The organism is Collinsella aerofaciens ATCC 25986 (genome assembly GCF_010509075.1).
GTDB classification, from domain to species: domain Bacteria; phylum Actinomycetota; class Coriobacteriia; order Coriobacteriales; family Coriobacteriaceae; genus Collinsella; species Collinsella aerofaciens.
On the sequence record NZ_CP048433.1, the window covers coordinates 249056 to 269410 of the forward strand.

Sequence of the window (20355 nt, forward strand, 5' to 3'; positions counted from 1 at the left end):
GTAAACGAAAGCCTCCAATCTCCTTACGTTCCCTTTACGTTTGCTCCTTACCGCTGCGGGTATCCTTTTTGATGAAGTGTGCAGCCGTATGGCACGGACTGCTGCGGCGTCGCCGCAATACTGGTGTTATTAGGAGGCTTTAGTATGGCAGCACGTGCGGACAACGTTTCGCGTGTCGACCATGATGGAGTTACGTTGGTGGAGGGCGCGACATCCGATGTTCGCTTTGCCTTCACCGAACGCGCCGGTGGTGTTTCCGAAGATGCGTACTCCTCACTCAACTTGGGCTCGCATGTTGGCGATGACCCCTTTGCTGTTCAAGAAAATCGTCGTCGCGCGCTCGAGGCTATGGGTGCCGCCGAGTGCGAGCACAACCTGCTCGTTCCCAATCAGGTCCATGGTGACCATATCGTTGCGGTGACCTCGAACGGCGCCGATGACCTTGAGGACGTTCGCGAGCAGATTGCCGAGGGCTGCGATGCCATCGTCTGCACGGCGCATAACGTACCCGTGCTACTCTGCTTTGCCGACTGCGTTCCCGTGGTGCTGGTGGCCCCTGGCGGATTTGCCGTGGTGCACTCCGGCTGGAAGGGCACGATTGCACGTATTTCCGCCAAGGCGTGCCAGGCGCTTTGCGATGCTGCCGGCTGCGATGCAAGTGACATCTCGGCCTATATCGGCCCCCATATCTTGGGTGACGAATATGAGGTATCCCAGGAACTCATGGATCGCTTTGCCGCCGAGTTCTCGTGCATCGATGCGAGCACCTCTCGCATGCTCAATCTTTCCGCTGCCATTTGCGAGGCGCTGGTAGATGTCGGTGTCGACGCGGATAATATCGTGGATACCCAGCTTTCGACCGTGCGTCAGAACGACCGCTTTTATTCCTACCGTAACGAGGGCGGCACCTGTGGGCGCCATGCTGCGATCGGCGTGATGCTATGAGAAAGATCGTATCGGTCCTGAGCGCCGCTGTGCTTACGCTTACGCTGTGCGCCTGTTCTTCGGGATCTTCTACCTCTTCCATTACCGTCGCTGGCTCCACGACCTGCCTTCCTATCGCCGAGATTGCGGCCGAGGGCTTTAAGGAGGAGACCGGCATCGACGTGCTCGTTTCCGGTTTGGGTTCTTCTGCTGGCATCGAGGCCGTCAGCGCCGGCACGGCCGATATCGCCAGCTCCTCCCGTGGACTCAATGCCGACGAACAGGATCTGGGCCTGACTCCCATCGTCATTGCCCACGACGGTATTGCGGTCATCGTGAACGACGACAACCCCGTCGATAACCTCTCGACCGAGCAGCTCCGCGATATCTACGCCGGCAAGATTACCAATTGGAAAGAGGTCGGTGGCGAGGACCTGAGGATTCAGGTCATCAACCGAGACGAGGCGTCCGGTACGCGCGAGGCCTTCCGTACCATCGTGATGGATGGCACGCCGTTCGATCGCCGCTCGGCTGTTCTTTCGGGTACGGGCCAGGTGCGCGACGTGGTATCTCGTTCGCGTGGGGCCATCGGCTACATTTCGCTGGGCTTCGTCGAGAGCCTCAACGCCAAGACCTCGGTCAAGGCCGTCTCGGTCAATCATGTTGAGGCGTCCGAGAAGACGGTCGCGAGTGGCGGCTATCCCATCTCGCGCGACCTTTACTTCTTTGTGAAGGGTGTGCCTTCGCAGCAGGCGCAGGATTACATCGACTATGTGACGTCCGAAAAGATGGACAAGCAGATTCGCGAGGCGGGCTTTATTCCCGTCACCAACGACGAGAAGGGGAGTGAGTAGCATGGAAGCACAGGAAAACTCCCAGACTGAGCAGAATGTTCAGACGCCCAAGAAGCGCGAGCTGGCGCTCGTATCGCGCAGTACCTATATCAAGGAGAAGGCGCTGCAGTGGATCTTCTTTGCCTGCGCGTTCTTGGCGGTCGTTACCGTCATCCTGATTTTTGTCTTTACCACGTACTCGGCGCTGCCCGTCTTTACTGACATCGGTCTGGCTGACTTCTTTAGCTTTACGTGGGCGCCTTCCGAGGGCCACTACGGCATCTTGTCGCTGCTTGCCGGCTCGGGTCTGGTGACCGTCGGTGCGCTCGCCATGGGCGTGCCGCTGGGCGTGGGTACGGCCGTTTACCTGGTCGAGATTGCCAGCAAGCGCGTGCGCAAGCTCATCAGCCCCGCCGTTGACCTGCTGGCGGGCATACCCTCCATCATCTACGGCTTCTTTGGCATGATCATCATCCGCCCGTTTATCGCACAACTGACCGGCGGCCTTGGTTTTGGTGCGCTGACGGCGTGGTTTGTGCTCGCCATCATGATCGTCCCTACCATCACCACGCTCACCATCGATGCTCTCAATTCCATTCCCATGGGCATTCGCGAGGCATCGTATGCCATGGGCGCCACAAAGTGGCAGACCATCTATAAGGTCGTGCTACCTGCCGCGAAGCTGGGTATCGTTGATGCCATCGTGCTGGGTATGGGCCGTGCCATCGGCGAGACCATGGCCGTGCTCATGGTCGTAGGTAACGCCCCGGTTATTCCCGACAGCATTGCGAGCCCCATCTCGACGCTCACGAGCCAGATTGCGCTCGACATGAGCTATTCCTCGGGTCTGCACCGCTCGGCGCTGTTCGGCATGGGTGTGGTCCTGTTTATCATCTCCGCCACGCTGGTGGGTATCGTCCGTCTGATTTCCAAGAAGAAGAGGGGGTAGGCTATGTCCGATTCCGTTGACACGACGGTCGATACGACCTCGTCGCGCGAGCGCATCAAGCGTGCCCTTTCCCACGGCAAGAAGGGCCGCATCAACAAGGACCTGTCCAACAAGATCATGCTTGGCGTGTTTCGTGCCGCTGCCTACATCACCACGCTGGTGCTGGTCGCTATCATCGCCTACGTGGTCATCAACGGCCTGCCACACATCTCGCTCGACTTTATCTTCGGTTGGCCCCAGGGCGTCAACGCCGAGGGCGGAATTTGGCCCACGATCGTCTCGACCGTCTACGTGACGGCGCTCGCCATGCTTATCTGCACGCCGATCGCTGTGCTGGCAGCCGTCTATCTGGCCGAGTACGCCAAGCAGGGCAAGGTCGTCGAGCTCATTCGCTACGCTGCTGACGCTTTGGCCTCGGTGCCCTCCATCGTTATGGGCCTGTTTGGCTACGCCTTGTTTGTCGAGGCTATGGGCCTGGGCCTTTCGATGGTCTCGGCCGCTCTGGCGCTCGCGCTCTTGATGCTTCCCATCGTCATGCGCACCACCGAAGAAGCCATTCGCGCCGTTCCGCGCTATATCCGTTGGGGCGCGTACGGCCTGGGCGCTACCAAGTGGCAGGTCGTCTCCAAGATCGTGCTTCCTTCGGCCTTTGGCCGCATTGCCACGGGCATCGTCCTTGCCATCGGCCGTGCCATCGGCGAGACCGCCGTGGTGCTCTACACCATGGGCCAGGCCATCAATCTACCTATTTCGCCGCTCGATTCCGGTCGTCCCATGACCGTTCACCTGTACCTGCTTGCCAACGACGGCATCAACATGAACGCAGCCTACGGCACCGCGCTCTTGCTGATGGTGATCATTTTGGCCTTCAACCTGTTTGCGCGCTTCCTGTCGCGCAAGCGTCGCTAGTTAAGGAGTCCCATGTCCGTTTATCAGTCCGCTCCCGCGTTGGAGCAAGCGGCCATTACGGCCAAGGATTTCAACTTTTGGTACGGTGACTTTCATGCGCTGACGGGGCTTGACCTCAACATCGCCAAAAACGCCATCACCTCCTTCATTGGCCCTTCGGGCTGCGGCAAGTCGACGTTTTTGCGCTGCATCAACCGCATGAATGACCTGATCGAGGGCACGCGCGTCGAGGGCACCATGACGCTCGACGGCAACGATATCTATGCCGAGGGTGTCGATCCGGTCGATCTCCGTCGTCGCGTGGGCATGATCTTTCAGCAGCCCAACCCGTTTCCCAAATCCATCTACGAGAATGTCGCCTTTGGCCCTCGTCTGCAGGGCGTGACTAGCAAAAGCGACCTCGATGACATCGTGGAAGAATCGCTCAAGCGCGCCAACCTCTGGAAAGAGGTATCCAATCAGCTCAACAAGGATGGTTTGGCGCTCTCGGGCGGTCAGCAGCAGCGTCTGTGCATCGCGCGCGTGCTTGCGGTGCAACCCGATGTCCTTCTGATGGACGAGCCCTGCTCCGCCATCGACCCCACGTCCGTCTCTAAGGTCGAGGATCTGATGGCCGAGCTGGCGCCCGAGATGACGATCATCATCGTCACGCATTCAATGCAGCAGGCAGCTCGCATTAGCGACTACACCGCATTCTTCTTGCAGGAAGTTGCCGGCGAGCCCGCTACGCTCATCGAGTATGGTCAAACCGACGCGATCTTCACCAGCCCGGTGGATTCGCGGACGGAAGACTATATCACCGGCCGCTTTGGCTGATCGGTGCGACTAGTCCCAAGCCGATCGGATCTGGTCCGGTGCGTATTCACTGTGCGGGCGGCATGACCGCACCCAACTGATTGGAGTGAACCATGCGCAAACTGTTTTCCCGTCAGCTCATCGAGGCCCGTCACGAGATGCTGAGCATCTACGAGGCCGTCGATCTGGCCCTCCACGATGCCGTGAAGGCCTATGTGACCGACGACCGCAAGCTCGCCACCAAGACCAAGAAGCGCACGCTTTCGATTGACGCACGCTGCGCCAACCTGGAGGCCGTCTGCTACAACCTGATTGCCACGCAGTCACCGGTCGCCTCCGACTTCCGCTTGCTGCAGACGATCATCTACGTCGACTTTAACCTGCAGCGCATGACCGATAAGGTTCGCCAGATTTGCCGCGCCACGCGTCATATGATCAAGGCCGACATCTCGCTGCCCAAGGAGCTTGTCGGCACGGTCGAGGCCGAGGCTGAGGCCGTCTACCAGGTGCTGGGCTCTTCGCTTTCTGCGCTCGTCACCAACGACATGTCCATCATCTGCAACTTGGCCGTCGAGGACGAGCCAGTGCACGCCGCCTACGAGAAGTTCTTCCGCACCTTTAACCGCATGGACACGGGCGATTTTATGGACGACGACAGCAACTATGACGACCTGCGCCGCGCCATCATGGTATCGCGCTATCTCGATCGCATCGCCTCGATTTCCATCGATGCCGCCTGCCGTCTGACCTTCCTGTTGACCGGACAGCGTATGACTGCCGGTGATATCGCCTGCACTGATGAGGATGAGCTCGAGAGCATGCGCGTGCCTTCGGGCGAGGGTGTTATCATGAGGCCCGCCGTCGATGCACGCTACGTTGCCAAGGTGCCCGTTAACGAGGTCAGCGAGGGTCTTCGCTACCTGCTCGATCATCTTGAGGATGAGGACGATGGCGAGGACGACGAGGAGTAAGTAACCCCGTTCGTCGAAAGATTGTAAATACCTAAGTGAGCGCGGCCTTGCACATGCGGGGCCGCGCTCTTGCGTTAGCATGGGACTACTTGTTTGGCTGTCAGCGGAGGCGATTGGCAATGGATAACTATTTGGACTTGATGCGCGCTCGCCGCGAGCAGATTCTGGAACGTTTTTATGCGGCGCTCGATCGCGCGGGCCGTCCCCACGACGCCGCGAGCCTCATTGCCGTGTCCAAGACCGTTGGTGTCGATGAGACCGTTGCCGCCATCCAGGCGGGGTATCGCCATTTTGCCGAGAACCGCCCGCAGGAGCTGGTTCGCAAGCTCACGGGTCTGGCGGAGCATCCGGAGCTGCCCGAGGTGCGCTTCGATATGATCGGCAACCTGCAGACCAATAAGATCAATGCGGTGCTGGGCTCAGCCGAGCTGATTCACTCGGTGGGTTCGCTGCATCTGGCGCAGGCGATCTCGAGCCGTGCTGTTCGCAAGATTGAGGCAGGCGAGCTCGTCGGCCCCCAGCGTGTGCTCATTGAGGTCAATGTGAGTGGTGAGGAGTCGAAGAGAGGCTTTTCACCCGATGAGATTCGCGCCGCCGCGGGTGAGCTTGCAGAACTTGAGGGAATTTGCGTACAGGGGCTTATGACTATGGCGCCCCGGGGGAATAAGGATGTGGCACGCCGCACCTTTGCGGGGCTTCGTGAGCTGAGGGATGAGCTGGAGGCGGCGCATCCCGATTTGAACCTGCCTGAGCTTTCCTGCGGTATGAGCGAGGACTTTGAGTCTGCCCTTGAGGAGGGCTCTACGCTCGTTCGCCTGGGCAGGGTAGTATTTAGCCCGGAGTTTGCAGTAAAATAAGGCTCTGAAGTGCGCACTGATTATCGGGGCGCCTGCACTAAACCGCGAGAGGACACAACCATGGGCTTCCTTGACGAGATTAAAAATAAGATGCACCTGGGCGGCCAACAGGGTTACGACCAGGGTTATGGCCAGGACGACGACTACGGCTACGATGACGGCTACGACGATGGCTATCAGAACAACGGCTACAGCGGTGCTTCGGGCGAGGGCTTCTACACCCAAGACGAGCCGAGCAACGGCCTGCTTGGTCAGACGCGCCGCGGTGAAGCTGAGTCGGTTGCCGTGTATACGCGCTCCGGTCAGCTGGTCGGCGATGACTCCCGCCATGCCACGACGTATAACCCGCCTTCGCGCTCGCAGGACAGTGTTGCGAGCGGTTATCGTCCCGGTGCCTATGACACGCCGTCGAGCTACGCCGAGAATACCCGCGCCCGTGCCGCCGCTGCACCCGCGCCTGCACCGAGCGATGCCTCGGCCTATGCGAGCAATATCATCAACGCCACGCCGCAGCTGCCGGCCTATGTCCTGCGCCCCGAGAGCTATGACGACGTGGAGACTGTGGTGCGCCGCGTTCGCACCAAGCAGCCTGTCGCACTGATTTTTGTGGGCGTACGCACCGAAGTTGCCAAGCGCGTCTTGGACTTCTCTTACGGCTTTGCCTGCGGTCTGGGTGCCACGGTCAAGGAGGTGGGCGACCGCGTGTTCATGGTGCTGCCCGCCGGTTGCGAGGTCAAAGATTCCGATCTCAAGAAGCTTCGTGCCGACGGCTACCTTAAGTAAAGACAAGACGAGGAGATTCCCATCAACATCTACACTATCGTCCAGCTGGTCAACACGCTGTTCAACTTCTATTCCACGCTCATTGTCGTCTACTGCTTTATGACGTGGATTCCCATGAAGCAGGGTGGTTTGCTTCAGGATATTGCTGCGGTGCTTGATAGCGTGTGCGGTCCGTGGCTCAACCTGTTCCGTCGTTTCATCCCGCCGATGGGCGGTATCGATTTTTCGCCGGTCGTTGCGATTATTGCGTTGCAGTTGGTGCAGAGGCTGGTTCTGCAGCTTCTTATAGGTATACTCGTGTAGAACTGTCTTAGTAACTTACGTCGGGCGTGTAGCGCCGAGGCGATGAAAAAGGAGACTTGTTATGGCTATTACCCCTGCAGACATCCAGGCTCAGACTTTCTCTGAGGCCAAGCGTGGCTACGATCCTGCCGAGGTCGACGTCTTCTTGGAGACGCTGTCCTCCGAGGTTGACGCTATGCTCGCTAAGATCGTCGACCTTAAGGGTCGTCTGACTGCTACCGAGCAGCAGCTTGCCGATGCGCAGGCTCAGCTTGCCCAGGCTCAGGATGCCACCGCCCAGGCCGTTCCTGCCGCCCCCGTGGCTGCTCCCGCCCCTGACTTCTCCGCTCAGGAGCGCCAGATTTCCGCTGCCCTGATCGCTGCCCAGCAGACCGCTGAGACCATCGTCAACGATGCCAACGAGAACGCTGAGCGTATCCGCAACGAGGCTGACGCCAAGGCCCGCGAGGTTATCCGCCAGGCTCTGACCGAGAAGCAGGCCGAGCTCGAGGAGATCGATCGTCTCAAGGCTTCCCGTGAGGAGTTCAAGGCAGAGTATCTCAAGCTCATCCAGCACTTCATGGACGATGCCCAGAATTCCTTCCCGGCCGATCTGATGGCCTCCACGCCGGTCGGTTCTGCCGCTTCTCCTGCAGTGACTGTTCCCGCCGAGCCGCTGCCCGTCGCTGACCCGGTTGTCCCCGTGGCCGATCCCTTCGCCCCGATCGACAACTTTGCTGCCGACGACCTGGACTAACATTCGGCCTACAATTTAGTGCCTAGAAAGGACCCGCAGCTTGCGGGTCCTTTTTTATGACTGTGCCGGAGTGCGTAACATAAAAAACCGAGCCCTGCACATAATGGCGCAGAACTCGGCGAACGGGTGAGCGGTGATCGCGTCGAAAATGTTGGTGTAAGGGTGACGCCCCAGCGGCCGCTTAACGAAGAGCGGCCCTCGTCCTAGAATCTGAAATCACCACAACAACAGGTTCTAGGAAAGGACGAAGACCGCTATGGAAATCTTATCAGACCCGACGCCGGACATGCTCGCCATGCCCCGTTTCGACGACGGCGCCATCGACATGCAGGAGCTGCTCAGGCGTCTCGCCGAGCAGGTCGTGAACGCCGTGATGGACGCCGAGGCCGACCAGCTCTGCGGTGGCGGGGGGAACAGCCGAAACGGCTACCGCGAGAGGTCGCTCGCCACCTGCGTCGGCACGCTGACGCTGCGCATCCCCAAGCTGCGCTCCGGCAGCTTCTTCCCCGAGGACGTGCTCGAGCGCTACCAGCGCGTCGACCGCGCCCTCGTGGCCGCCGTGGCCGAGATGTACGCCACGGGCACCAGCACCCGCAAGGTGCAGAGGGTGGCCGAGAAGATGGGCGTCTCCAGACTCTCGAAGGACCAGGTGAGCGCCATCGCCTCGAGCCTGGACGCAGACATCGAGGACCTGTGCGCAAGGCCGCTCGGCGGCTCGCCGGTGCCCTACGTCTGGCTCGACGCGACCTACGTCAAGTGCCGCCGCGAGGGGCGCGTCGCCTCCACCGCCGTGGTCACCGCCATCGGCTGCGATGCGGGCGGCTGGAGGCGCGTCCTGGGCGTCGACGTGGTCGACACCGAGTCCTACGACTCGTGGCTCGCCTTCCTGCGGGCTATCCGCTCGCGCGGGGCGGCGGGCGTGCGGCTCGTCGTCTCGGACGCCCACCCGGGGCTCGTCCGGGCGCTCGGCGAGGTCTTCCAGGGCGCCGCGTGGCAGCGCTGCGCGGTCCACCTCATGCGCGACTGCATGCGCGAGGCCGGCTCCTGGCAGCTCAGGCGCCGCGTGGGCAGGATCGTGTCGCAGGTGTTCCGCGGGCGCGACGCCGCCACCGTGACGGCCATGTACCACGCGGCGTGCGACATGCTGGAGGGGTGCTGCCCCAGGGCGGCGGCGGTGCTGGAGGAGGCCGAGCCTGACGCGCTGGCCTACCTCGACTTCCCGCCGACCCACTGGAAGCGCCTGCGCACCAACAACGTGCAGGAGAGGACCAACCGGGAGATAAAGCGCAGGTCGCGCGTCGTGCAGGTGTTCCCCTCCACGGGCTCGCTGGTGCGGCTCGCGGGCGCGGTCATGTGCGAGCAGGACGAGATATGGCAGGAGTCCAGGTACTTCTCGGAGGTGAGGATGAACGAGCTCTACGATGACGGTCGCACTCGGGGAATCGACGGTCCCGTCGATTGGGCGCGGCTTGAGGCGGAGGCCAGGAAGATGCTCGAGTCCGGCCTCGAGCTTGCGGACAGGGTCGAGGCGGCATAGGATATCAACCGTATTCCAGATTCCAGGACGCCGGGCCGACTCGCTTCGGATGGGGCTCTACACCAACTTTCTCGACACTACCTGAGCGCAAGGATAGGTTTTAGGGCATGTCCCAAAATCTACTTGAGGAGGAAGTCGGAGAGGGGAATGGTACGGGCCTCGCGATGCTCGGAATCGGCGATGTGGTCGGCAGGATATCCGCAGACGAGCATGTGATAGGGATAGACGCCCTCGGGCAGGTTGAACTGCTCCTGTGCCACCTCGGGCTTAAAATGGCATACCCAACACGTTCCCAGGCCCTGCTCGGTGGCCTCCATCATCATCTGATCGCACACTATGGACGTATCGATTTCACTGGAATTCATCTGGTCATATGGGCGCACCCAAGCGTCTTCGGTAACGCTACAAATAAGGAAGATGAGCGGAGCGCCAAAGATAGATCCATCACGAGCAAACCGAGGCTGACAAGCAGCAGCCTTCTCCAGAAGCTCAGGCGTATCCAGCACCATCACACGAGAAGGATGATTATTACAAGCAGAAGGAGCAATCCGCCCAGCCTCAACAATGGCATCCACCACAGCCTGCTCAACAGAACGGTCCTCAAACGAACGACAAGAATACCGACCACGAGCCAGATCCAAATAACTCACAACCAAGACCTCCAAATTCAACGAATCAATCCAAAGTAAAACAAAGGGTACCCAAAGCCCCATCCACCCAAACGTTTAAGGCGGTCCCAAAGTTCCCAATCGGGTCCAAAGGCCCCGCCAACAAAAGCCCCATCGCTTTCAAAGTATCAGCCAAAGTTCCCAATGGTGGTACGTAAGGCGAAGGGCCGGCACCTGTTTACTTTCGAACGACTCTGCCATGCAGCCGGAGTGAGAAAGCAAACAGGTGCCGGCCCTTCGCCGCCGGGACACGTACCCCCAATTAACTGTTCTTCATGACAATCGAATCCACAACATCGGCCACATTCTCGCAGCAGTCGGCGCAGTACTCCAGGAAGGCGTAGACGTCACGCCAAGCGATGACCTCGAGCGGATCCTTGCCGTTAACGTGCAGGTTGCGCATGGCGTTGATGTAGAGCTCGTCGGCCTCGGACTCGATGGTGTTGATCTGGATGACCAGCTCGCGCAGCGTTTTGGACTTGCGGTAGTTGGGAAGCTCGACCATCAGGTCTTTCATGGCGCGGCAGGCGTCAGTCACCTTGTGGGCGATGACGATGGCGTCGGGATGGATGCTCTGAATGTTGGTGAAGTAGACGCGCTGCACGACGCCCTCAATACGGTCGAGCACGGTGTCGAGTGAGCAGCTCATCAGATCCAGATCCTCGCGCTCGAGCGGGGTGATAAAGGCGGTGAGCAAGGCGTCCTCAAGCTCATGGTGCTTCTTGTCGGCCGCATGCTCGATCGCGTGCATCTTGTTGAGCATATCGTGAATCTTTGCGGGATCGAAGTTCTCGAAAATCTTGGTGAGCAGCTCGGCGGCCTGGACGGCAAGGTCGGCGCAGGCGACGTAGTTGTCGAAGTAGAACGAATCGGGTTTCTTTGCCATGGGTGGGTCCTTTCGAGGCGAAGACGGGTGGGCGAGGTAATGCAGTCCGGATGGACGTTCGGTTTGACTAGAGGAACATCATGAACAGCTTGGCCATGACAAAGCTGATGAGTCCGCAGGCGGGGAAGGTGAAGAACCAGGTGAACATCATGTCTTTGACGACGCCGAAGTTGATGGCTGAGAGGCGCTTGACGGCACCGACGCCCATGATGGCGCAGGTCTTGATGTGTGTGGAGGACACGGGGATGCCGGTAAGGGTGGCAAGCAGCAGGTTTGCGGCGCCTGCGAGGTCGGCGGAGAAGCCCTGATACTTTTCGAGCTTGACCATGCTCTGGCCGACGGACTTGATGATGCGCTCGCCGCCCACGCTGGTGCCGATACCCATAGTGGCCGAGCACAGCAGCATAATCCAGATGGGGATGCCTGCATCGCCGACGCTCGTCTGGCCGCTGGCAAAGGCCACGCCTAAAAAGAGCACGCCGATGAACTTCTGTCCATCCTGCGCGCCGTGCATGAAGCTCATGGCCGCAGCGCTCGCGATCTGAGCGTATTTAAAGAAGACATTGGCACGTCGCCTGTTGGCGGCGGCGAAAAGAATCGAGACGAGTTTGCACAGGACCCAGCCCATGACAAAGCCCAGACCGATGGAGAGCGCCAGGCCGTAGATGACCTTCATCCATTCGTGGACGTTGACGCTGCTCGCGCCGCCGAGGGCGATAGCAGCACCGGTCAGGCCGGCGATAAGGCTGTGGCTTTGCGAGGTGGGGATACCAAAACGCGACGCTGTGGCGCCGTAGACGACGATGGAGAACAGCGCCGCGCATAGGCAGGCGAGCGCCATGGTGCTATTTCCGCCAAAGTCGACGATATGCGAGATGGTGTTGGCGACGCTCGCGTTAAAGTGCGTCATGATGAGCACGCCGAGGAAGTTGAATGCGGCGCTCATGAGAATGGCGGCGCGGGCGGGCATGCAACGCGTAGTGACGCAGGTCGCGATGGCGTTGGGCGCGTCGGTCCATCCATTGACGAAGATGGCGCCCAACGCGAGGATCACGGTGACGGCAAGGACTGGGTTCGACACAATTTGGCCGAGGAAGGTTGAGAACGTTACGTCCATATATGGGCTTTCTCGAAGTTTGCAGACACGTTACAAAAACATGATAAATCGTATCACCTCCTGTGGGTTTCTTTACCGAGTTCTGATGGGAGAAGTGAACTTTTTGGCACTAAAATTGAATATTAGCCCTGTTGACCGCGGGTGTTCTTTTTGCTAACACGCCATGCGGACACGTGCGATTACTACGACACTCCAAAACCACAGTCTGTTCGCTTTACAACATGCAAACATGCGTTCGATAATAGGAGGCATGGAATATCGACAGACAGATGGCAAAACTCGACGCGTGCACAAGCAGTATGTGGACGTTGTAGCTCGCATCCTCGCGGGCGGACAAGTCGTGCCGGTTACCGTCTGCTGGGTCGACGGTCGCTGCTTTACGATTGACGAGATTGTCTCGACCACTGGGTTTGGCCTGACGGTCCACGGCATTCGTACGGCAACCTATAAGGTGCGTTTTGGCGGGCACGCGACCGAGTTGTATCTGGAGGACCAGACGCGCGAACGACCAGATGGTTCGCAGGCCCATCTGATGCGTTGGTGGGTGTGGGCATTCGACCGTACGCTCGAGGGCGAGCGCCGTGGGTAAGGACGTACGGCATTCGGGTACAATGACAGGAATCTTGTCACCTGCTGCGCCGTCTTTCACGGCACTTTTTGAAAGGACGAACCTATGAACGATATCCAGGGCTATCAGAACGGCCCCGTCGAGAGCGGCGCAAGCCGCGCCAAGGAGATGTCGCCGCGCGCGTACAACCTTGTCATGTCTGCCCTGATCTTTTTGGGCTTTTGCGCCATGGGCGTCGGTGCTTACTTTACGAGCACCATGTCGTTTGCGCGCATGATGATGAGCGGCGCCGCTTTGCCGCTGGTCTTTGGCTCATTTATTCTGACCATCGTCGGCATGGTCATGATGTCGGCCGCCGCCAGCAAGCAGTCCGTGGGCCTGTCCCTTGTGGGCTACGTAATCTTTGCGAGCACCTTTGGCCTGACCGCGTCGTTTGGCCTTGCCAACTACGACCTGCCCACCATCAACACTGCCTTTATCGCCACGGCCGCCATCACCTTTGTCTTTGGCGCCTTGGGCGTGACGTTCCCCAAGTTTTTCCAGCGCGTATATGGCATCGGTTTTGGCATTCTGCTCGCTACTATTCTGGTTGAGATCGTGCTGATGTTCATGGGCGTCTCACAGACCATCACCGACCTGATCGTGATCGTGGTGTTCGCCGGCTTTATTGGCTACGACACCTATGTTGCCACGACGGTGCCGCCTACGCTGCCCAACGCCGTGCTTATGGCCTCTAACCTGTTCGTGGATATTATCAACGTGTTCCTGCGCATTCTGAACATCCTCGGCCGTCGCGACTAGTGGCGAATTGCGGCGGTGCTTGCCGTGCGTGTAAATCGATGCGAAAGGCGGTCCTTCGGGGCCGTCTTTTTTGTACTCGGCGGGGTATCATGGATGGGAAAAGCCGATAGCGGCAGCGACAGGAAAGGTGACCACTTATGGCAGACGTCGACAACAGGAACCGTAACCGCAGGTCCAACCGAGCGGGTCAGCCCAATCCCAAGCGCGAGGCCCGTGCCAAGGCCGCCGAGCGTCACGTGGCAACTGTGTCCGAAGCGTGCGCCAAGGATATCGAGCGTTCGCTTGCCGGCGTGTGCGAGTTCGATGGTATGCCTGCCGGTTTTGTCGCGGCGATGAAGGCCAAGGTTCAGAGTGCTGTGGCCGCCGAAGAACAGGTTGCCGAGGACGTCGAGGGCGCGGAGGCTGCCGAGACCGAGACGGCGCCCGAGACCGAGGCAGCGCCTGAGCCTGCCGAGGAAATCGCCGAAGCTGAGTCCGCGCCTGCTGAGGAGCCCGCTCCGGTTCTGCCTGAGGTCACCGTGCTCGATGCCTCCGCCACGCAGGCCATCCTGGACAACGGTCGTGGCTATGCGCAGTTCTGCGACATGGCCGTGCTCGCCTTTGCCTCGTTCACCAACCCGGGCGGTGGCTACATCCAGGGCTATCTGGGCCAGGAGGCCACGCTGTGCGCCGATTCGTATCTGTACAACGTTCTCGATAAGCAGCGCAAATGGTACGGCGAGAACCGTCGCCGCAACATCAACTGCGAGCTTTACCGCAACCGTGCGCTGGTGGTGCCTGCGGTGCGCTTCGACCGCAACCACGTGCATGCATACGCCGACGTGATCGTGGCCGCCGCGCCCAACGTTAAGCGCGCCCGCCAGGAGTATCGCGTGAGCGACGATGCTCTGCTGGACGCCCTGCGCGACCGCATTCGCTTTGTGCTTGCCATCTGCGACGAGCTAGGTCGCGAGAAGCTCGTGCTGGGCGCTTGGGGCTGCGACAACAACGGCTTTGACGCAGAGGCCGTGGCCGAGCTCTTCCGCAAGGAGCTCGCGTCGGGCGACTTTAAGGTCAAGCAAGTCTTCTTTGCCGTGCCTTCTACGCGCTGGGATGAGGATTTTGCCAAGTTCGAGCACGTGCTGGCAAACTTCCCCGAGCGCAACGAGGAGTCCTATGCCCAGGTTGCCGCTCGCGCTGCGGCAGCTCGCGCCGCCGAGCAGACCCAGGCTGCTACCGAGGATGATGAGGACGAGGACGATTGGCGCAAGTACCTGTAATCGGTACGTGCTGACAGATAGGTCGAGCCGGCGGGAGAGGCTGCTTCCGTCGGCTTTTTACTGAGCGAGGGGCTTACGATGAAAAACGTTCTATGCTTTGGCGACAGCAACACCTATGGTTACGATCCGGCGGGCATGCGCGACGGCACCGCGGTGCGCTATGCGCAGGATGTGCGCTGGTGCGGCGTGGCCCAACGTGACTTAGGCGAGGGCTGGCATGTAATTGAAGAAGGCCTCAACGGCCGCACGACGGTACGCGACGACATGTGCCATCTGGACACCAATCTTAACGGCATCCGCGCACTTCCGATGCTGCTCGAGGCCCATAAGCCGCTGGACGCCATTGTGATCATGCTGGGCACCAACGACTGTAAGACGGTCTTTAACGTGACAGCTTCCGATATCGCCCGTGGCGCCATGGCGCTGATTCGCGCCGTCCGCGCGTTTCCGTGGACCGACGCTGCGCCTTGTCCGCGCATTCTGCTGATGGCGCCTATCAAGATTAAGCCGCAGATCGCCGACGTATATATGACCGATTTTGACGAGCATTCCGTAGAAGCCTCGGAACATTTTGGTGAGTACTACGCGCACGTAGCCGAGCAGTTTGGCTGCGACTTTTTGAATGCAGCGGAGTTTGCCGAGCCGGGCGATATCGACTATCTGCATATGATGCCCGAAAGCCACGAGAGCCTGGGCCACGCCGTGGCAGCCAAGCTCCAAGAGATGCTCGGAGAGTAGCGCGACCCCAAGCCACCGCAAAGGGGACGGGCGCCTTTGCGGTGGCTTGGGCTGCGAATCTTAATACTGCCACAACTAACGGCGTGCCATCTACCTGCGGCTTTGCGGGGGAATATCCTAACTTATCCCAAGCGCGTCGAAGGCGGCGCGGACGACCTGCTCGGCGGTGGGGCGGATATAGTGCCGTCCCGATACGCCGGGGAGGGCGTGGCCCATCAGCATCTCTATGAGGTCCCACGGCAGGCGAAGCTCGACCTCCGCTATCGTACGCCATGAGTTGCGGAGGTTCGACCACGGGATGTGCTCGATGCCGCGGGCGGCGCAGAGTTTCCGCCAGCGGTTGTTGCATATGCTCCGGTTCATGGGCAGCCCGTCGCCTCGGTCGCACAGCCACTCGCGGCCCTCGGCGGCACGGGCGGCCGCTATCTCGACGAGGCGGTCGGCGGCCTGCGGCAGGATCACGACGGTGCGCGCGGACTTGGCGGTCTTGAGGGCGCCCACCGGCTCGGTGCCGGACTGCTGCATCTGACGGCAGATGTCGGCGGAGGCGAGGACGGTGCCGCTACGCTCCCAGCGCAGCACCTCCTCGGTGCGCACGCCCAGCGACTCGCCCGAGCGGCAGGAGCCGAAGCACGCGAGGATGAACGCGGGCTCCAGGGGGTTGCCGCGCAGTGCGTCGAGGACGCCCAGGGCCTCGTCGAGGGTGTAGACGCGCTTTGAGCGCTCGCGGGTCTTGCGGGTGGGCATGGTGTACCTGACGCTGGCGGCGAACGGGTCGAGCGGCAGGCGGATGAAGGTCGAGACGCAGGCGTAGACCTTGCGCAGGGTGAGCAGGGCGGTATCTGCTGTGGCGGCGGGCAGTGTCAGCAGCCAGTCCTGCAGCTCGACGGCGCGCAGCTGGTCGACGGGCATTGCGCCCCAGCGGGGCCCGACGTAGTTCTTCCACGAGCGCAGCACGAGGTCGCGGGTGTTGGGGGCGAGCGTCCCCGCCTCGACCTGCGCGGCCATCTTGGGGACGAGCCACGTCTCGTAGGCCTTGGCTATGGTGGGCACGGGGGCGTCGTCGGCGTGCTCGACGTGGATGCGGTCGAGCTCCGCGCACGCCTCGCGGTAGGTGCCGTACACGGTCTTGGTCTTGCGCCTGCGGCCCTGCGGCGTGTTCTGCATCCAGCGCAGGACGTACTTCTTGCCGCGCCTCATCTCGGTCACGGAACCCCAGACGCGGCGGCGCTGCTTCTTTGTCATATAATCAGATCCGTTCAGATCGCGGGCTTATTCTCCGTTTCGCCCGGTTCTGACCCCGGCCCCGTCTCACGTTCCAAAGTGCAGGGGCCGTCTCCTTAGTCTCGGGACCGCGGCATCAGCCTGCGGTCCCGAGATTTTTTGCTTTCATGGGCATCACCTCCCTAGATGTAGATGCATGGAATCTCGCCCCTTGCGGTCGATTTGAGCCTGAACGGGGTGGCTTTTCCGTTTTTCAAAGGCTATGCCGGCCCCTCGCCCGCGACGGCGAGCTCGCCGTCGACGGTCCTGATCTTGTACGAGTAGCGCTCGCCGGCCGTCCATATGTGGACGTCTGCCGTGTAGGGCCGCGCGTCCGCCGTGTAGCCCATGTGGACTATCACGCTGTCTCCGTTCGGCCGGTCCCAGACGGCGGTGGCGCGGGCCACGCACTTCGGGAGCTTGCCGGTCTTCGTGAGCGGCCTCCAGTCGATGAGCGGCTCGCACGGCTTCGCGGCATCCCCGATGCGGGCGCGGCACAGGCCGTCGGCTATGTCGCGGGCGTCCGCCAGCACGCGGGCCGCGTCGATGGCCTCGACGTTGGCACCGGCGTCCGCGAGCGCCCTGCGCGTCTCCACCTGCTCGCGCATATATGCGGCCTCCTGCTCGTCGTGCGCCCGGCGCCGCCTCTCCATCTCGGCGTTGCTGACCTCGCGGCCGTTCTCGTATATCCCCGAGCCGCCGCTCCACCCGTTCTCCCAGCCCTCGATGAAGGCGTCGCGGAACTCCTTCTTCATGTCCTTGCCGTCGAACTCCTCGTGCCACGCCGTCACGAAGGCGTTGCGGGCCTCTTTGAAGAACCCCATACCGTTACCTCTCGTCCCGCTCGCCCATGTACCAGACGACGCGGCCGCGGCAGACCACGGGCTCGTCGCCCGGCCCGGCGAGGATGTCGTCGTACTCGCCGCTGTGGCTGTCAGCCGTGAGCATGACCGTGGAGCGGCCCCGGGTGTAGTTGCGCACCACGGCGCCGTAGTCGGCCGTCTCGGCGAGCACCGGCTGGCCGTTGAGCGGCTCCATGTCGGGGTCGACCAGCAGCAGGGCGTCGTGGGGGAAACGGTTGTCCATGCAGCCTCCCTGCGCGTGGACCATGAAGCCGCGCGGGTGCGCGTCGGCGATGGAGGCGGGGACCTCGACCTCGTCGGCGAGGTTTCCCTCGTCCTCGAAGTCGCCCATGTGGGCGAAGCCCAGCAGGGGGACCATGCGCGAGGTGCCGCTGATCGCGGCCTCGGCGGCGTCCTCTCCCATGAGGTCGGCAACCGTGGTGTCGAACAGAACTGCAAGTTCCTTCATTTTGTCGAGGCGCGGCTTTGATCTGCCGCTTTCCCAGGCACCTACAGCCCTGTTTGTTATTCCGAGCTTGTCGGCAAGTTCTGCCTGAGTAAGGCCTGAATCTAAGCGTATCCGCTTCAATCTGGTAGAGAACTCCATAACCATCTACCTCCTTATTTTTCTATGCTATAGAAAAAAGATTTCCCTTTCTAGAGAAAAGATATTGCGCTTAAAGGGAAAAGAAAGTACTATAGTCTCAACGAAAGGGAAGGAGGTCAGATGCAAGAGCTTAAGTCAATCCGAGAAGCACGCCAGAAGCCTTTTCTAAAGAAGGCTTCTCGATTCAATCAGGAGGCGGTAGCTGCGGAATTGGGGGTTACAGTCCAGACTTACCGGTCGTATGAGAAGGACCCCTCGCTGATGAAGCTCCCGACCGCCACGAAGCTGGCGAGCATCTTGGGCTGCAAGGTCAGTGATTTTTATTTGCCGATGAAGGGAAATTAAAGTTCCCTAAAACGAAACGGAGAGAACCATGAACGAGAACTACGTCGACATCGAGCTGGGCGGCTGGAACATCACCGAGGCCATCACGGTCGAGGCCGAGCCCGTCGAGGCCCGCGACTTTTCCGACTTCGAGCTGTAGGGGAGGGCGTCATGGGAGACGAACTGCTAGGGCTGCGGCCAGATGTAGGGGGCGAGGACGGCGGCGATCGCGAAGACCAGCGAGAGCGCCGCGATAGCGAGGCTGAGGATGTTCACCTTCCTCGACTGCTCCGCCTGCACGGCGGCATTCCGTCGCTGTTCCGCGAGCTCGTCGTCGTACCTGCGGGAGTACTCGCGGAAGGCCTCCAGCTGGGCGCGGTTCAGCTCTATCGCCTCTCGCAGGAGCCTGAGCGGCTCGGCCTCGACGGTCCCGGCGCCCACGGCGCGCCGCGTTGCCGAGGGGGTGTCCTCGATGTCCTCTAGGAGGCCGCTCGCCCGTTCTATCAGGGCGCTGAGGCGCTCCGATGCGTTCTCGAAGGGGTTGCTCATCGCATCCGTCCTCTCTCTCGGTGTCGTTGTAGCGGGTATCGCCATGCGTTCGAGGATAACGCTTCTGCTCGGTGCCGGGGCGGCGTTACCGGTGGCCGTGCTGAGTGCCGAGGAGATGTATCTGAACGGCTGGAAGGCCGGGAAAAGGAGAAAGACATGATTCAACTGATTATCGGAGCGGGTCTGGGACTCGGCGGCGTGGCCGCCGCCGTCGCCATCAAGCGGTATAACGAGGCCGAGTGCGAGAGGGCCGCCGGGCCCGCGGACCATTGGGGCAACAAGTACGAGGCCCGCATCCTCTCGCCCGCGTGCGCCCTGCCCCTCGTCCTGGTAGGCGCCATCATCGCCGCCACCGCCTGCTTCTACACGCAGGACACCGGCGAGGTCTGCGTCATCCGCAACCTCGGCGGCTCGCTCGCCGGCTCGACCTCCGAGGCCGGTTTCCACGCCAAGGCCCCCTGGCAGGACGTCGTGACCTACGACGTCCGCAACAACCTCATCAACTTCTACGGGGACACCGACTACGAGGTGGACGGCGGCTCCTACGAGGGCAAGCAGGTCTCCATTAACGACAAGTCGGGCGCCAGCGCCAACATCGACATCCAAGTCAACTACTCCCTGAACCCCGACGCCGCACTCAGCCTCTACAGCGAGTACGGCACGCAGGAGAGCTTCGTGGAGAAGTACATCTCCAACGACGTCCGCGCCGTCACCCGCGAGGTCTCGGGCGGCTTCGACACGGTGACGATGCTCACCGACCGCTCCCAGTTCACCAAGGCCGTCCAGAAGGCCCTCACCGAGAAGTGGAAGGGCATTGGCCTCACGGTGGAGCAGGTGAGCGTGCAGGACGTCCGCTACCCGAAGAACATCACCAAGAGCTACAGCGAGGCGCAGGCCGCCGAGGTCGCCAAGCAGAAGGCCCAGAACGAGCAGGAGACTGCCAAGGTCGAGGCCGAGACCAAGAAGATCGAGGCCCAGGGCGAGGCGGACGCGAACGCGGTCCTCGCGAACTCGCTCAACGACCAGGTCCTCCAGCAGCACTACATCGACGCGCTCAAGAGCATCGGAAAGGACGGCAACCTCGTCGTCGTGCCCGAGGGCTCCCAGCCGATCGTGGGCACGAAGTAGGGGCGGCG

The 20355-nt window shown here is 61.1% G+C and carries 24 protein-coding genes; 17 read left to right on the plus strand and 7 right to left on the minus strand.

Features of this window, described 5'->3' with window-relative positions; genetic code table 11:
• Window positions 1-144 precede the first annotated feature (144 nt).
• The 11 genes from GXM19_RS01115 (at window position 145) to GXM19_RS01165 (ending at window position 9597) form a co-directional block, all read left to right on the plus strand.
• Window positions 145-945 carry a purine nucleoside phosphorylase YfiH/LACC1 family protein gene (locus GXM19_RS01115; RefSeq protein ID WP_006234253.1) on the plus strand — a complete coding sequence of 267 codons (801 nt, stop codon included), beginning with the start codon at window positions 145-147 and terminating at the stop codon, window positions 943-945.
• Window positions 942-1778 carry a phosphate ABC transporter substrate-binding protein gene (locus tag GXM19_RS01120; RefSeq protein ID WP_006234252.1) on the plus strand — a complete coding sequence of 279 codons (837 nt, stop codon included), beginning with the start codon at window positions 942-944 and terminating at the stop codon, window positions 1776-1778. The genes GXM19_RS01115 and GXM19_RS01120 overlap by 4 nt, the downstream gene beginning before the upstream one ends.
• Before the next feature lies 1 nt (window position 1779).
• Window positions 1780-2706, plus strand: a complete 927-nt coding sequence (gene pstC, locus GXM19_RS01125; protein ID WP_006234251.1) for a phosphate ABC transporter permease subunit PstC — start codon at window positions 1780-1782, stop codon at window positions 2704-2706.
• A gap of 3 nt (window positions 2707-2709) precedes the next feature.
• Window positions 2710-3615, plus strand: a complete 906-nt coding sequence (pstA, locus tag GXM19_RS01130; protein ID WP_006234250.1) for a phosphate ABC transporter permease PstA — start codon at window positions 2710-2712, stop codon at window positions 3613-3615.
• 12 nt (window positions 3616-3627) lie between these two features.
• Window positions 3628-4431, plus strand: a complete 804-nt coding sequence (gene pstB, locus GXM19_RS01135; protein ID WP_006234249.1) for a phosphate ABC transporter ATP-binding protein PstB — start codon at window positions 3628-3630, stop codon at window positions 4429-4431.
• Between the two features lie 92 nt (window positions 4432-4523).
• Window positions 4524-5381, plus strand: coding sequence for a phosphate signaling complex PhoU family protein (locus GXM19_RS01140; RefSeq protein ID WP_006234247.1), 858 nt, complete (start codon window positions 4524-4526; stop codon window positions 5379-5381).
• A 119-nt stretch (window positions 5382-5500) separates the two neighbouring features.
• Window positions 5501-6238: a YggS family pyridoxal phosphate-dependent enzyme gene (locus GXM19_RS01145; protein WP_040358296.1), complete on the plus strand. Its 738-nt coding sequence runs from the start codon at window positions 5501-5503 to the stop codon at window positions 6236-6238.
• Window positions 6239-6298: 60 nt separating this feature from the next.
• On the plus strand, window positions 6299-7021 hold the full coding sequence (locus GXM19_RS01150) for a cell division protein SepF (protein WP_006234245.1): 723 nt from the start codon (window positions 6299-6301) through the stop codon (window positions 7019-7021).
• 57 nt (window positions 7022-7078) lie between these two features.
• A complete protein-coding gene (locus GXM19_RS01155) occupies window positions 7079-7324 on the plus strand; it encodes a YggT family protein (protein ID WP_227790178.1) in 246 nt (81 codons plus the stop codon).
• A gap of 61 nt (window positions 7325-7385) precedes the next feature.
• Window positions 7386-8060, plus strand: coding sequence for a DivIVA domain-containing protein (locus GXM19_RS01160; RefSeq protein WP_006234242.1), 675 nt, complete (start codon window positions 7386-7388; stop codon window positions 8058-8060).
• 256 nt (window positions 8061-8316) lie between these two features.
• Window positions 8317-9597 carry an IS256 family transposase gene (locus GXM19_RS01165; RefSeq protein WP_006234240.1) on the plus strand — a complete coding sequence of 427 codons (1281 nt, stop codon included), beginning with the start codon at window positions 8317-8319 and terminating at the stop codon, window positions 9595-9597.
• 119 nt (window positions 9598-9716) lie between these two features.
• Here the strand turns inward: GXM19_RS01165 and GXM19_RS01170 are convergent, their stop codons facing one another.
• From GXM19_RS01170 to GXM19_RS01180, 3 genes are all read right to left on the minus strand, one after another.
• Window positions 9717-10247, minus strand: coding sequence for a nitroreductase family protein (locus GXM19_RS01170; protein ID WP_040358291.1), 531 nt, complete (start codon window positions 10245-10247; stop codon window positions 9717-9719).
• Window positions 10248-10527: 280 nt separating this feature from the next.
• Window positions 10528-11151 (minus strand): DUF47 domain-containing protein, encoded by a 624-nt coding sequence (locus GXM19_RS01175; RefSeq protein ID WP_006234238.1) that lies wholly within the window; start codon window positions 11149-11151, stop codon window positions 10528-10530.
• 67 nt (window positions 11152-11218) lie between these two features.
• Complete coding sequence (locus tag GXM19_RS01180) at window positions 11219-12268, minus strand: inorganic phosphate transporter (protein WP_006234237.1); 1050 nt, start codon at window positions 12266-12268, stop codon at window positions 11219-11221.
• A 250-nt stretch (window positions 12269-12518) separates the two neighbouring features.
• Here GXM19_RS01180 and GXM19_RS01185 point away from each other — a divergent pair, with 250 nt between their 5' ends.
• The 4 genes from GXM19_RS01185 (at window position 12519) to GXM19_RS01200 (ending at window position 15634) form a co-directional block, all read left to right on the plus strand.
• Window positions 12519-12857, plus strand: a complete 339-nt coding sequence (locus GXM19_RS01185) for a hypothetical protein (RefSeq protein ID WP_006234236.1) — start codon at window positions 12519-12521, stop codon at window positions 12855-12857.
• An 84-nt stretch (window positions 12858-12941) separates the two neighbouring features.
• A complete protein-coding gene (locus GXM19_RS01190; protein ID WP_006234235.1) occupies window positions 12942-13637 on the plus strand; it encodes a Bax inhibitor-1 family protein in 696 nt (231 codons plus the stop codon).
• A 137-nt stretch (window positions 13638-13774) separates the two neighbouring features.
• Complete coding sequence (locus GXM19_RS01195; RefSeq protein ID WP_006234233.1) at window positions 13775-14896, plus strand: TIGR02452 family protein; 1122 nt, start codon at window positions 13775-13777, stop codon at window positions 14894-14896.
• A 78-nt stretch (window positions 14897-14974) separates the two neighbouring features.
• Window positions 14975-15634, plus strand: a complete 660-nt coding sequence (locus GXM19_RS01200; RefSeq protein WP_006234232.1) for an SGNH/GDSL hydrolase family protein — start codon at window positions 14975-14977, stop codon at window positions 15632-15634.
• Between the two features lie 117 nt (window positions 15635-15751).
• On the opposite strand, the gene GXM19_RS01205 is transcribed toward GXM19_RS01200, so the two are convergent.
• The 3 genes from GXM19_RS01205 to GXM19_RS01215 form a co-directional block, all read right to left on the minus strand.
• A complete protein-coding gene (locus tag GXM19_RS01205) occupies window positions 15752-16879 on the minus strand; it encodes a site-specific integrase (RefSeq protein ID WP_006234231.1) in 1128 nt (375 codons plus the stop codon).
• A gap of 239 nt (window positions 16880-17118) precedes the next feature.
• Window positions 17119-17721 carry a hypothetical protein gene (locus GXM19_RS01210; protein WP_006234230.1) on the minus strand — a complete coding sequence of 201 codons (603 nt, stop codon included), beginning with the start codon at window positions 17719-17721 and terminating at the stop codon, window positions 17119-17121.
• Window positions 17722-17725: 4 nt separating this feature from the next.
• The gene (locus GXM19_RS01215) at window positions 17726-18352 is read right to left on the minus strand and encodes an XRE family transcriptional regulator (RefSeq protein WP_006234229.1); all 627 of its coding nucleotides are present in this window, start codon (window positions 18350-18352) and stop codon (window positions 17726-17728) included.
• 114 nt (window positions 18353-18466) lie between these two features.
• Between GXM19_RS01215 and GXM19_RS01220 the strand changes: the two genes are divergently transcribed.
• Window positions 18467-18691: a helix-turn-helix transcriptional regulator gene (locus GXM19_RS01220; RefSeq protein WP_006234228.1), complete on the plus strand. Its 225-nt coding sequence runs from the start codon at window positions 18467-18469 to the stop codon at window positions 18689-18691.
• Between the two features lie 165 nt (window positions 18692-18856).
• On the opposite strand, the gene GXM19_RS01225 is transcribed toward GXM19_RS01220, so the two are convergent.
• Entirely contained in the window at window positions 18857-19219 is a 363-nt protein-coding gene (locus GXM19_RS01225) for a hypothetical protein (protein WP_040358285.1), read from the minus strand.
• Between the two features lie 156 nt (window positions 19220-19375).
• On the opposite strand from GXM19_RS01225, the gene GXM19_RS01230 reads away from it, so the two are divergent.
• Window positions 19376-20347, plus strand: coding sequence for a prohibitin family protein (locus tag GXM19_RS01230; protein ID WP_006234224.1), 972 nt, complete (start codon window positions 19376-19378; stop codon window positions 20345-20347).
• Window positions 20348-20355 lie beyond the last annotated feature (8 nt).